The organism is Fusobacterium sp. IOR10 (assembly GCF_010367435.1).
In the GTDB taxonomy this organism is placed as follows: domain Bacteria; phylum Fusobacteriota; class Fusobacteriia; order Fusobacteriales; family Fusobacteriaceae; genus Fusobacterium_B.
Genome location: NZ_WJWY01000010.1, coordinates 33475 through 47098, shown reverse-complemented (window position 1 = coordinate 47098; position 13624 = coordinate 33475). Strand labels below are relative to the sequence as shown.

The window sequence follows — 13624 nt, the reverse complement described above, 5'->3', positions numbered from 1 at the left end:
TTAGAAACTGAAAGATATGTATAATCCTAAAAGAAATAATATTTCAGATAGTTCTAAAATAGCTCCTAAAGTATCCCCTGTAATACCACCTATTTTTCTATCCATAAGTTTAGCAAAGTAAATTCCTAAAACGTGGATAACAAATACAATATTAACTAAATGAATAGGATTTAGTTTAGGAAATAAAATTCCTTGAACTAAAAATAAAAATATTGTTGAAGAAAGTATTGCAAAAGTAGCCCCTTGTCTAGTTGTTTCTTTAACAAAATCCTTGGCCATACCAACAGATTTAGCATATTTCCCAACAGAGCAGTTAAGGACACTATTTGCCCTTGCTATTACTGGAGTCATAAGAACAGCAATACCCATTCCGTGAAAAGGGAAGCTAGTTTTAAGTCCAGCAAGTAAAAGTACCTTTAAAAAGAAATATATAATTAGAGCAAGTGCTCCATTAGTTCCCACTCTAGAATCCTTCATTATTTCTAACATTTTTTGTTTGCTACGATAACTAAAAATTCCATCAAAGGTATCAGCTAAGCCATCAAGATGTAGTCCTCCAGTCATAACTATCTCAGATAAAACTAAAATAGTAGCAAGAATATAAGGTGATGGTATAATTATTCTTCCGTAATAATATATAACATAGAGTAAAACTCCAATTATAATTCCAACAAATGGAAAGAATTTCATACTATTCCCTAGCTTTTTAGAGTCATATTCAGGCTCTATGGGAACAGGAAATCTAGTCATAAATTTTAATAGTAAAATGAATCCTTTCATAAATCCTCCTAAGTATTATTTCAACTTTATAGGTAAACCAGAAACTATGAAGTATGCTTCATCAGATTCTGTAGCTACAAATTGATTAAGTTTTCCATTTATATCTCTAAAAAATCTTCCAAGTGGATAATCAGGAATACTTCCCATTCCAACTTCATTTGAAACTATTAGGATATCAATGTTATTTTCTTTTGTAAAGTCAATAAGAGAAGAAATTTCTTTAAGTATTGTTTCCTTCATATTGTCAACTTCTTTAGGAATTGCTTTCTCCCAAATTATATCCTTGTTTCCAATCATATAGTTTGTAATTAAATTTGTTAAACAATCTAGTAAAATAATATCATATCCTTGAATATGATCCCTTAAAATATTTGCAAGATTTTTATAATTTTCAATTGTTTTCCAATTTTTACCTCTTTGCTTTTTGTGCTTCTCTATTCTGTCCTTCATTTCTTCATCAAAAGGAATTCCAGTGGCTAAATAAATTTTTTTAGAGTATCTTTTTTCTATATATTTTTCAGAAAAAGAACTTTTTCCACTTCGAGCTCCTCCACTAACATAAATAACTTTTCCCAAGGGTAACAACCTCCTAAATAAAAATATTTATATTGATAATTATAACATATATTTAAATAAAATTCTCAAAATAAAAAGAGCAATTAATATTAATTGCTCTTTCCTTGTATTGCATAATGTTATTTATTATTTAATCTATCTTCTAAATCTTTACCCACTCTAAATTTAATATATTTTTTAGGAGTAATCTTGATAGATTCACCAGTTCTTGGATTTCTTCCTTCTTTTCTTTTAGTAATTCTTCTTTCAAAAGTACCTAATCCTCTAAAAATTAGAACTTCGTCGCTTTCTAAAGCATCTTTCATAGTTTCAATAAATAGTTCAACTTGTCTTTTTGCTTCTTCCTTACTTTTCAATTCAGCTTTAACCATAAATAATTCTGCAAACTCTTTCTTTTTCATAAAATCTCCTTTTTAAAAAATGAATAAATAAGAAATATAAAACTCACCCTAATTACTTTACTATGACTGAGAAAAGAAAGGTTTTGTTTTAAAAAAATAAAAAAAATTTTTTTGTAAAATTTTAGTCAAGATTTTTTCATTCTTTAGGATGAAAAAAATTTTATTTTTTTATTATTCCCAGTTGAAAAAATCTAAGAAGTGTGATACTCTAGGGTTAATTAATTGAATAATAGCTTATATAAACGTCATAATACGGATGACAAGTTTCTACCTACTGACCTTAAATTAGTAGACTATAGGCACAAAGATATAATGAAAACTCGTTATAACTTAAGTTGCTTTTTCAAATGGTTGGTGTAATCATTTGTTTTTTTATAGATTAAAAAAAGGGGACTAAGCAATGTTTTTTATTAAAACAAAACAAGTTTTTAAAAAGATAAATTATAAATTATTAGACGTCATAATTTCAGGGATAGTTCGCCCTTGATTTATGGCGTTTTTTTTGATTAAAGTAAGCTAAAAATATTTAAATAAATTTTTTGGAGGTAATTATGTCAATGGTTAGTGTAATTATGGGGAGCAGATCAGACCTTCCAACAATGGAAAAAGCTGTTGAAATGTTAAAATTGTTTGGAATTGATTATGAAGTGAAAATAGTATCAGCTCATAGAACACCAGATTTAATGTATGACTATGCAAAAAAAGCAAGGGGTAGAGGAGTGAAAGTTATAATAGCAGGAGCAGGGGGAGCAGCTCATCTTCCTGGAATGGTGGCAGCTTTAACTACAGTTCCAGTTTTAGGTGTTCCAATAAAATCAAGAGCATTAAGTGGAAAAGATTCTTTGCTATCAATAGTTCAAATGCCAGGGGGGATTCCTGTTGGGACATTGGCCATAGGAGATGCAGGTGCTAAAAACGCAGGAATTCTAGCAGCTGAGATAATAGGGTTAATGGATGAAGAAGTTGCAGATAAAGTATTGAAATTTAGAGAAGATCAAAAAAATAAAGTATTAGAAACAAGTGAGGTAGACTTATAATGATTATTGAGAAAGGTAAAAGTATAGGAATTTTAGGTGGAGGACAACTTGGAAAAATGCTTTGTGAAAGTGCTATTAAAAAAGGATACAAAACTATAATTTTAGATCCAGGAAAGGATGTATGTGCTGCTTTAGTGGCACAAAAGCATATTCTAGGACCTTATAATGATAGGGAAAGTATTTTAGAATTGTCAAAAATATCAGATGTAATAACTTATGAATTTGAAAATGTAACTTCAGAATCAATAGATGTAATAGAAAATAATGGAGGCTATATTCCTCAAGGGATAAAGCCATTGTTCATAAGCCAACATAGGTTTAGGGAAAAAAGCAAGATAAAGGATTTAGGTATAAAAACAGCAAACTTTAAAATAATAAATGTGGAAAATTCCTTTGATAAGGGCATAAATGAAATAGGTTATCCTTGTATACTTAAAACTTGTACAGGGGGATATGATGGGAAAGGTCAATGGATTATAAAAACCAAAGAGGATAAAGAAAAAGTAGAAAAAGAACTAAAAGAAGAATTTAGAAAAAGAGAATATATATTAGAAGAAATGATAGATTTTAAGTGTGAATTATCTTGTTTTGTTGTAAAGAGCACAGATAAAAGTGTAGCTATTTTCCCAGTTGCTGAAAATATACATAAAAATAGTATATTACATTTAACAATAGTTCCCGCTAGAGTATCTAAAGAAGTAACTGACAAAATTAAAAAAATCAGTGAAAAAATAATAAATGGATTAGACTTTGTAGGACCCCTAGCAATAGAATATTTTTATGGGAAAGATGGAGAGATTTATGTTAATGAAATAGCTCCAAGACCTCACAATTCTTTTCATTATACAATGGATGCCTGTGATAATTCTCAGTTTGATATTCAAATTGATGCTATCTGTGGGAAAAAGATAAAAGATCCTAAACTTTTAAAGAATGTAGTTATGTTAAATATTTTAGGACAAGATGTAAAAAAAATAGAGAAAATATCCTTGAACAAAAATGAGATTTTACATATTTATGAAAAGGGTGAAAATAAGTTTAACAGAAAAATGGGACATTTAAATATAGTTGGAAATAATGTTGAAGATTTAATAATAAGAGCAAATGAAATATATAATAAATAATCATTATGAAAATATAAGGAGAAAAAAGTGAATAAAAGAATATACGTTTCTAAAAAAGAAGGATTTAGAGTTGAAGGGAAATCTCTTTTAAATGAATTAAAAGAAAATTTACATGAAGATAAAGTAAAGGATTTAAGATTATTCAATGTATATGATGTATTTAATTGTGAAGATGAAGATGTAATACTTTTAAAATCAAAAGTTTTATCAGAAGTAGTGACAGATAATGTGTATGATGAAATTAATTTAAATGGTAAAAATTATATTGCTATAGAAAATTTACCTGGGCAATATGATCAAAGGGCAGATTCAGCAGAACAATGTTTAGTTCTTCTAAATAATAAAGAAAATGTTAAAATAAAAAGTGGAAGAGTTATTGTACTAGAAGGGGATATAAATGATTTTGATAAAATAAAAAAATACATAATTAATCCTATAGAAACAAGGGAAAAGGATTTAAATGTATTAAGTAATGAAGAAGATATAACCATTGAAGATGTACCTATTGTAAAAGGGTTTATAAACTATTCTCAAGAAAAGTTGGAAAATTTTATAGATGAAAATGGACTTGCTATGAGTTTAGGAGATTTACAACATATTCAAAATTATTTTAGAGATCAAAAAAGAAATCCAACAGATACTGAAATAAAAGTTTTAGATACTTATTGGTCAGATCATTGTAGACATACAACATTTGAAACTTACTTAAAAAATATTCAAATAGTTAAAGGTAATATGACAGAGGGAATACAAAAGTCATATGATAATTATTTGAAACTAAGAGAACAAGTTCATGGAAATAGAAAACCTATGACTCTAATGGATATGGGAACTATAGGCGGGAAATACATGAGAAAAATAGGTAAATTAGATGATATGGAAATTACAGATGAAATAAACGCTTGTAGTATTGAAGTTGAAGTTGATGAGGATGGGAAACTAGAAAAATGGTTACTAATGTTTAAAAATGAAACTCATAATCATCCAACAGAAATAGAACCCTTTGGTGGAGCTTCAACTTGTGTTGGGGGAGCTATAAGAGATCCATTGTCAGGAAGATCATATGTATATCAAGCTATGAGAATTACAGGGGCTGGAAACATATGTGAAAAACTAGAAAATACATTACCTAATAAATTACCTCAATCTAGAATTTCCAAAGGAGCAGCTCATGGATATTCATCTTATGGAAATCAAATTGGATTAGCAACAACTTTTGTTAATGAAATATATCATGATGGATATAAGGCAAAAAGAATGGAAGTGGGAGCAGTTGTAGGAGCAGTTAAAAAGAAATATGTTTTAAGGGAAGAACCTAAAGCAGGAGATGTGATTCTTGTTTTTGGTGGAAAAACAGGAAGAGATGGAGTGGGAGGAGCCACTGGTTCTTCTAAAGAACATACAGATTCTTCTTTAACAAAGTGTTCTTCAGAAGTTCAAAAGGGTAACGCACCTGTGGAAAGAAAAATTCAAAGAGCTTTTAGAAATCCAGAAGTAACAAAACTTATAAAAAAATCAAATGACTTTGGAGCTGGAGGGGTTTCTGTTGCAATTGGAGAATTAGCTAGAGGGATAGAAATTGATTTAGACAAGGTTTCTGTGAAATATTTAGGACTTAGTGGAACAGAGCTTGCTATTAGTGAATCACAGGAGAGAATGGCAGTTGTAGTAGCTCCAGAAAATGTTGAAAAATTTGGGGAACTTTTAAGAAAAGAAAATTTAGATATAAACATTGTGGCCAAGGTTACAGAAAATGAAGATTTAATAATAAAATTTAGAGGGGAAACAATAGTTAATCTATCTAGAGAATTTTTAGATACAAATGGTGTAACTCAAGAACAAAATGTAAAAGTTTCACTAGAAGACAATACAAATATATTTAAATCTAATAAAACAGGAGATTTAAAAGAGAAATTAACATCAACATTAAAGGATATGAATGTTGCTTCTCAAAGAGGAATGGTTGAAATGTTTGACTCAACAGTTGGAAGATCAACAGTTTTAATGCCATATGGAGGTAAATATCAACTTACAGAAAGTGAAGCAAGTATACAAAAATTTCCAACAAATGGTTATACAAATACAGCTTCAATAATGGCATATGGATTTAATCCTTATATAAGTGAAAAATCACCATATTTAGGTGCCATATATGCAGTTGTAGAATCATTAGCTAGAATAACAGCTGTAGGGGGAGATTCCACTAGGGCAAGATTAACATTCCAAGAATATTTTGAAAAATTAGGTAAAGAAGATATAAGATGGGGGAAACCATTTATGGCTTTACTTGGAGCATTGGAAGCTCAAGTTCAGTTTGAAACTCCAGCAATAGGTGGAAAAGATAGTATGAGTGGAACTTTTAAGGATATAGATGTTCCTCCAACATTAATTTCCTTTGCTGTTGTAACAGAAAATGTAAATAATATTATATCTTCAGAGTTAAAAGAAGAGGGAAATTATATATACTTAGTAAAACCACAATACAAAGATGACTTTACTCCTGTATATTCTAGCTTGAAAAATAATTTTAAAAATGTAAGAGAGAAAATAAGAGAGAAAAAGATAGTGTCTTCTTCAGTTATTAAGTTTGGAGGGATATCAGAAGCTCTAATGAAAATGTCCTTTGGTAATAAATTAGGAATTGAGATAGAAACAGAGGAAAATTTATTTGATTTAATTCCTGGGGGAATAATTGTAGAATCAAAAGAAAAATTAAATTTTGGAATATTACTAGGAACAGTTAGTAAAAATAAAATTATAAAAATAAATAATGTAGAATTAAATATAGATGATGCTATAGAAATTTGGGAAGAAAGATATTCAAAAATCTATCCAACTAAAAGTCATGAAATAAAGAGTAAATTAATTGTTCCAAAGGAAAAAGTAGTAGAAATGCCTCAAAAAGCAAAGAAACTATATGATAATCCTAAAGTTCTAGTAATAACATTTCCTGGTACTAATTCAGAATACGATACAGCTAAGGCCTTTAATAGAGCTGGAGGAAAATCAGAAATTTTTGTTATTAATAATTTAACAGTTGAAGATCTTAATAATTCAATGAAAGAGTTGGCAAATAAAATTTTAGAATCTCAAATCATTGCAATTCCAGGTGGATTTAGTGCTGGGGATGAGCCAGATGGATCTGGGAAATTTATAACAAATATATTATCAAATAAAAAAATAAAAGAAGCAATTAAAGTATTCTTAAAAAATGAAGGACTAATGTTAGGTATATGTAACGGATTCCAAGCTCTAATAAAATCAGGACTATTACCATATGGAGATATGGATAAATTAAATGAAAACTCTCCTACACTATTTAAAAACGATATTAATCGTCATGTTTCTAGAATGGCTTATACTAGAGTTTCTTCAAATTCTTCTCCTTGGTTGTCATCATTTAACATAGGGGATGTTTTCCCAATGACTTTATCCCATGGGGAAGGGAAATTTGTAGTTAGTGATGAGTTTGCTAAGGAACTATTTGAAAATGGTCAAATAGGGACTCAATATTGTGATTTAAATGGAGAACCTACTTTAGATACAGAATATAATTTAAATGGTTCGTACTATGCAATAGAAGGGATCACTTCTAAAGATGGAAAAATCTTTGGAAAAATGGGACATTCAGAAAGATATGAAGAGGGATTATACAAAAATATATATGGGGAAAAAATGCAAGATATTTTCAAAAATGGAGTTAATTTCTTTAAAAAATAATGAAATCATTTAAAAATTTAGAAAGGATAGTTTTAAAACTATCCTTTCTTTTATGGTATAATCAAATATGGGAACTTAAAGTGGAGGTGTTAAATGGATGAAAAAAAAATATATACAAAAATATTAAATGGAATTAGTGAAGGAGTTTACTTTGTAGATATAAACAGAAAAATAAGTTTTTGGAATAAAGGAGCAGAGAAAATAACAGGATATTTATCAGAAGAAATAGTTAATAGATATTGTTGTGATAATATCTTAAATCATGTGGATGAAACTGGGAAGAAATTATGCATATCAGGTTGTCCCTTGCTAGATACTATGAATGACGGGAAACCAAGGGAACAAAAATTATATTTAAGACATAAAAATGGTTTTAGAATTCCTGTTATTGTTAAAGTTATTTCTATTTATGAAAAAGGAAAAATAATAGGTGCTGTTGAAACTTTCACAGATGTATCTCCAAATAAAATGTTACTTCAATCTAATAATAATTTAATGGAAAATATTTTTAAAGATGAGTTAACAAAACTTCCAAATAGAAAATATTTAAATGTTCATTTAAATTCAGTAATGTTGAAATACAAAAATTTAAAAACTCCCTTTGGGTTAATGTTTTTGGATATAGATTTTTTTAAAAAAGTTAATGACAATTATGGTCATAATATAGGGGATGAAATTTTAAAGATGGTTGGTAAAGTTTTTACTAGTGCCTGCAGAGATAATGATATAATTGGTAGATGGGGTGGAGAAGAGTTTATAGGAGTTTTTGAAAATATTGATGAAAAAAGAATAATTGAAATTGCAGATAGAATTAGAATGCTTATTGAAAATAGCGAATTAGATATAGATAATGAAAAAATAAAAGTTACTATTTCCATAGGTGTTTCTCTTATTAAAAATGATGAAATAATTGAAAGCTTAATAAAAAGAGCTGATGAAGGGGTTTATTTGGCAAAGAAAAATGGAAGAAATAGAGTTGAGTTTAAAAAATAAATTTTTATTATTTTGTAGTTGTAAAAATAAGGAAAATATGATATTCTTAGGAAGTAAATAGATGAATAAAAGTTTACGCTTATATAATAGTCGTGATATGGACGACGAGTTTCTACCTGCAACCTTAAATTGGCAGACTATAAGCAAAAGAATACAATATTAGACAGGGTGACTGTCTTTTTATTTCATTGTAATTATTTTGCTTTGTAATGGTTAAAAAATCATTAAAAAAAAGGAGATAAATACAATGTTTTTTATTTTTGGTGTAAAAATAAAAAGAATGGTTAAAAGTATAACAAATAGTTTTTCCATAAAATTCAAACTTGTAAAGTTTGGAATTGTTTTTATGTGCATTGAAAAATATAAAAAAAACATAAATATTTTAACAAGTAACGCTACAAAATCATTATGCTGTGAGGCAATGTTTTGTAGCGTATTTTTTTATTAAAAAATTTGGAGGAAAATAAAATGGTGGAGAATTATATGGAAGATGTAAAAAGTAGTAAAAAATATGCTGAATCTGGTGTTAATTTAGAAGCTGGTTATGAATCTGTAAGAAGAATTAAATCCCATGTTGAAAGAACAAGAGTAAAGGGAGTTATGGACAGTATAGGAGCCTTTGGTGGAATGTTTGATCTTTCTGCTTTAGGATACAAAGAACCTGTTTTAATAAGTGGAACAGATGGAGTGGGAACAAAATTAATGTTAGCTTTCCAAATGGAAAAACACGATACTATAGGGCAAGATGTTGTGGCAATGTGTGTAAATGATGTTTTAGTTCAAGGGGCTATGCCAATATTTTTTCTTGACTATGTAGCAGTTGGAAAGAATTTTCCTGAACAAATAGAACAAATAGTAAAGGGTGTTTCAGATGGATGTGTTCTATCAGAATGTGGACTTATTGGTGGAGAAACTGCAGAAATGCCAGATATGTATAAAATAGGTGACTATGATCTTGCAGGATTTTGTGTTGGAGTAGTTGAAAAATCAAAACTAATAACAGGGAAAAAAGTTAAAAGTGGAAATAAAATAATTGGAATTCCTTCATCAGGTGTTCATTCAAATGGATTTTCCCTTGTAAGAAAAATAATTATGAAAGATAATCAATTTGATTTAAATGGATACAGAGATTTATTTGATGGAAAATCATTGGGAGAAGCTCTTCTTACACCAACAAGAATATATGTTAAAACAATAAAAGCTTTACTTTCTAAATTTGAAATAAACGGAATGTGTCATGTTACAGGTGGTGGATTTTATGAAAATATACCTAGAGTACTTCCTGAAGGACTAAGAGCTAAAATTGATACTAAAGTTATTGATACACCTAAAATATTTAAATTTTTAGAAGAAAAAGGTGAACTAGAAAAGGAAGAATTATACAATGTATTTAATATGGGAATTGGATTTATTTTGATAGTTGAAGAAAACAAAAGTGAAGAAATTGTTTTGGAACTAGAAAAATTAGGTGAAAAACCTGTAGTTCTTGGGGATATTATAGAAGGAGAAAAAGGAGTAGAGTTAGAATGGTAAAAATCGCAGTCTTTGCTTCTGGAAATGGTGGAAATTTTCAAAGTATAGTTGAAAAGAGCAAGGAAGATAAGTATATAAATTACTCAGTGGAGCTTTTAATAGTTGATAAAAAAAATTCCTATGCTGAAAAAAGAGCTAAGAATTTAGGGATACCATGCTATATAGTTATTCCTAAAGAATTTTCAACTAAAGAAAATTATGAAAAAAAAATAATAGAAATTTTAAATGAAAATGAGATAAGATTAATTGCCTTAGCAGGTTACATGAGAATCATATCATCTACTTTGTTAAAGGCCTATGAAAATAAAATTGTAAATATTCATCCAGCTTACTTGCCTAATTATCCTGGAAAAGATGGAATAGGAGATGCTTTTAAAGCAGGAGCTAAAGAAACAGGGGTAACTATTCATTATGTTGACGAAGGGGTAGATTCTGGTGAAATTATTTACCAAGAAAAATTAAAAATAAAAGATGGATGGAATATAGAAAAGTTAGAAGAAGAGATTCATAAAATAGAGCATAGAATTTATCCAGCTATATTAAATGAACTAAGTAAAAAAATAAAAGATTAGAATCATATAAACTTTGGAGGTAATCATAAATGAAAAGAGCTTTAATAAGTGTATCAGATAAAACTGGAATAGTTAATTTTTCAAAGGAACTTACTAGGTTAGGTTATGAGATAATTTCAACAGGTGGAACTAAAAAAGCTTTAGATGAAGCTGGAATAAAAACTATAGGGATATCTGAGGTTACTAAATTTCCTGAAATGATGGACGGAAGAGTGAAAACACTTCATCCAAATGTTCATGGTGGACTTCTATGTGTTAGAGATAATAAAGAACATATGAAAGATTTATTAGATAATAAAATAGAATTAATAGATTTAGTTGTTGTAAATTTATATCCATTTAAAGAAACTTTGAAAAAAGGTGGAACTCATGAAGAATTAATTGAAAATATTGACATAGGTGGACCAAGCATGCTTAGGTCAGCTGCTAAAAATCATAAATTTGTAACAGTATGTGTAGATCCTAGTGACTATGATAAAATTTTAGAAGAAATAACAGAAAATGGAGACACAAGTTTAGATTTCAGATGTAAATTAGCTGCAAAAGTTTTTAGAACAACAGCAGCTTATGACGCTTTAATAGCTGATTATTTAACTAAAAAGGAAAATATAGAGTTTCCTGAAATATTAACAATGACCTATGAAAAGGTTCAAGATTTAAGATATGGAGAAAATCCTCATCAAAAGGCTGCTTTTTATGCAGCTCCAATGACAGGATATTCCCTTGCTAGTGCAAAACAACTTCACGGAAAAGAGTTGTCTTACAATAATATTCAAGATGCCAATGGTGCAATTGATATATTAAGAGAATTTTTAGGAGGAAATAAAAAAGTTGTAGTGGGAGTAAAACATACGAATCCTTGTGGAATTGGAACAGGAGAAACTATGTTAGAAGCTTGGAAAAAAGCATATGATGCAGATCCTATATCTATTTTTGGTGGAATAATAGCTGTAAATGATGTTATTGATGAAGATGTGGCCCTAGAGTTACATAAGTTATTTTTAGAAATAGTTATTGCACCTGCTTATACAAAGAAGGCTCTTGAAATTTTAAGTAAGAAAAAAAATATAAGACTAATGACTTTAGATATAAATCAAGAAATTTTAAATAAAAAGAAAATTTTAGGTGTAAATGATGGTATTTTAATTCAAGATATGGATTTTGGAGAAATAAAGGCTGAAGATTTACAATGTGTAACAGAAGCTAAACCAACAAAAGAAGATATTGAGGAATTATTATTTGGATGGAAAGTTGTGAAAAATGTAAAATCAAATGCTATAGTAGTAACTAAATTAGGGCAAACAGTTGGAGTTGGAGCAGGACAAATGAATAGAGTTGGAGCAGCTAAAATTGCTTTGGAACAAGCTGGAGAAAAAGCGAAAAATTCTTATCTTGCTTCAGATGCATTTTTCCCAATGCCTGATACAGTGGAGTTAGCTATAGAAAATGGTGTTAAAGCTATAATTCAACCTGGAGGGTCAATTAAAGATCAACTTTCAATAGATGTGTGTAATAAATATGGAATACCAATGTTGTTTACTAAAATGAGACATTTTAAACATTAATTTATAGGAGGATGAAATGAAAGTTTTAATTGTAGGAAAGGGTGGAAGAGAACATGCTTTAGCTTGGAAAACAAGTGAAAGTCCTTTAGTTAATAAAGTCTATGTTGCTCCGGGAAATCCAGGAACTAGTAAATTTTGTGAGAATATAAATATAAAAGATAATGATATAGAAGCTTTAGTTGCTTTTGCTAAAAAAGAAAAAATAGATTTAACTATAGTTGGTCCAGAAACAACTTTAGCTTTAGGTATTGTAGATGTTTTTCAAGAGAATGATCTTAAAATATTTGGCCCTAAAAAATCAGTGGCTAGATTGGAAAGTAGTAAAGATTTTGCAAAGAAAATAATGGAAAAATATAATATTCCAACTGGCTCTTATAAAACTTTTTATAATTTAGAAGAAGCTAAATTGTATGTTGAAGAAAAAGGAGCTCCAATAGTAATTAAAGAAGATGGATTAAAAGCAGGAAAAGGTGTAACAGTTGCTCTTACTAAAAAAGAAGCTTTAGAGGCTTTGGAAATAGCCTTTGGAATCCCTGATAATAAAGTTGTAATAGAAGAATATTTAGATGGCTTTGAATTTTCTTTAATAGCCCTTGCCCATGAAGATAAAATTATTCCATTGGAAGTTGGACAAGATCATAAGAGAGTATTCAATGGGGATAAAGGACCAAATACTGGTGGAATGGGAGTTTATTCCCCTGTTAAAAGAGTAACAGATGATGTAATAAAGGATAGTGTTGAAAAGATAATAAGACCAACATTAAGAGGTCTTCAAAAAGAGGGACTTCCATTTACTGGTTTTATATTTGCAGGAATAATGGATACAGCTGAGGGAGTTAAAACCATAGAATTTAATGTTAGATTTGGTGATCCAGAAGCAGAAGCAATACTTCCTAGAATGAAAAGTGATTTAGTTCAATTAATTTTAGATATAATGGAAAATAAAGAGACTGTTGTTGATTGGAGTAAGGAAACTTCTTGTGGAGTAGTATTGGCCTCAGAGGGATATCCTTCTAGTTCTTCAAAAAATGCAGAAATAATAATTCCAGAGGATGTAAAATCTTTAATTTTTCATATGGGAACAAGGGAAGAAAAAGGAAAATTATACACAGATGGGGGAAGAGTTTTAATTGTAGTAGGAAAGGGGGAAAATCTAGAAGAGGCAAAAGAAAAGGCTTATATAGATGTTAAAAAAATAAATTGCAGTAAATTATTTTATAGGGACGATATAGGAGATAAAGACTTAATTTAAAGGAATTCCCATAAAAAAAGATAGAAAAAATAGGACAATTATGCTATAATACATCAATTAAACTAAAATAT

General features: G+C 28.9%; 11 protein-coding genes and 2 riboswitches. Of the genes, 8 read left to right on the top strand and 3 right to left on the bottom strand.

Features of this window, described 5'->3' with window-relative positions:
* The 3 genes from cobS to GIL12_RS04235 all read right to left on the bottom strand — a co-directional run bounded on the left by cobS (position 1) and on the right by GIL12_RS04235 (position 1757).
* The gene (gene cobS / locus GIL12_RS04245; protein WP_163469117.1) at positions 1-780 is read right to left on the bottom strand and encodes an adenosylcobinamide-GDP ribazoletransferase; all 780 of its coding nucleotides are present in this window, start codon (positions 778-780) and stop codon (positions 1-3) included.
* A gap of 15 nt (positions 781-795) precedes the next feature.
* Positions 796-1356, bottom strand: a complete 561-nt coding sequence (gene cobU / locus GIL12_RS04240; protein WP_163469116.1) for a bifunctional adenosylcobinamide kinase/adenosylcobinamide-phosphate guanylyltransferase — start codon at positions 1354-1356, stop codon at positions 796-798.
* A 119-nt stretch (positions 1357-1475) separates the two neighbouring features.
* A complete protein-coding gene (locus tag GIL12_RS04235) occupies positions 1476-1757 on the bottom strand; it encodes an HU family DNA-binding protein (protein WP_163469115.1) in 282 nt (93 codons plus the stop codon).
* Positions 1758-1971: 214 nt separating this feature from the next.
* A riboswitch (purine riboswitch) is annotated at positions 1972-2073 on the top strand.
* Positions 2074-2305: 232 nt separating this feature from the next.
* Here GIL12_RS04235 and purE point away from each other — a divergent pair.
* The 8 genes from purE to purD all read left to right on the top strand — a co-directional run bounded on the left by purE (position 2306) and on the right by purD (position 13553).
* A complete protein-coding gene (gene purE / locus GIL12_RS04230) occupies positions 2306-2794 on the top strand; it encodes a 5-(carboxyamino)imidazole ribonucleotide mutase (protein WP_163469156.1) in 489 nt (162 codons plus the stop codon).
* Positions 2794-3918, top strand: coding sequence for a 5-(carboxyamino)imidazole ribonucleotide synthase (gene purK, locus GIL12_RS04225; protein ID WP_163469114.1), 1125 nt, complete (start codon positions 2794-2796; stop codon positions 3916-3918). The genes purE and purK overlap by 1 nt, the downstream gene beginning before the upstream one ends.
* Positions 3919-3945: 27 nt before the next feature.
* A complete protein-coding gene (locus GIL12_RS04220; protein WP_163469113.1) occupies positions 3946-7638 on the top strand; it encodes a phosphoribosylformylglycinamidine synthase in 3693 nt (1230 codons plus the stop codon).
* Between the two features lie 93 nt (positions 7639-7731).
* Positions 7732-8631 (top strand): GGDEF domain-containing protein, encoded by a 900-nt coding sequence (locus GIL12_RS04215; RefSeq protein WP_163469112.1) that lies wholly within the window; start codon positions 7732-7734, stop codon positions 8629-8631.
* 59 nt (positions 8632-8690) lie between these two features.
* Positions 8691-8791, top strand: a riboswitch (purine riboswitch).
* A gap of 308 nt (positions 8792-9099) precedes the next feature.
* On the top strand, positions 9100-10164 hold the full coding sequence (gene purM, locus GIL12_RS04210) for a phosphoribosylformylglycinamidine cyclo-ligase (protein WP_163469111.1): 1065 nt from the start codon (positions 9100-9102) through the stop codon (positions 10162-10164).
* On the top strand, positions 10158-10736 hold the full coding sequence (gene purN / locus GIL12_RS04205; protein WP_163469110.1) for a phosphoribosylglycinamide formyltransferase: 579 nt from the start codon (positions 10158-10160) through the stop codon (positions 10734-10736). Before purM ends, purN begins: the two co-directional genes overlap by 7 nt.
* Positions 10737-10765: 29 nt before the next feature.
* A complete protein-coding gene (gene purH, locus GIL12_RS04200; RefSeq protein WP_163469109.1) occupies positions 10766-12301 on the top strand; it encodes a bifunctional phosphoribosylaminoimidazolecarboxamide formyltransferase/IMP cyclohydrolase in 1536 nt (511 codons plus the stop codon).
* Between the two features lie 16 nt (positions 12302-12317).
* Entirely contained in the window at positions 12318-13553 is a 1236-nt protein-coding gene (gene purD / locus GIL12_RS04195; protein ID WP_163469108.1) for a phosphoribosylamine--glycine ligase, read from the top strand.
* Positions 13554-13624 lie beyond the last annotated feature (71 nt).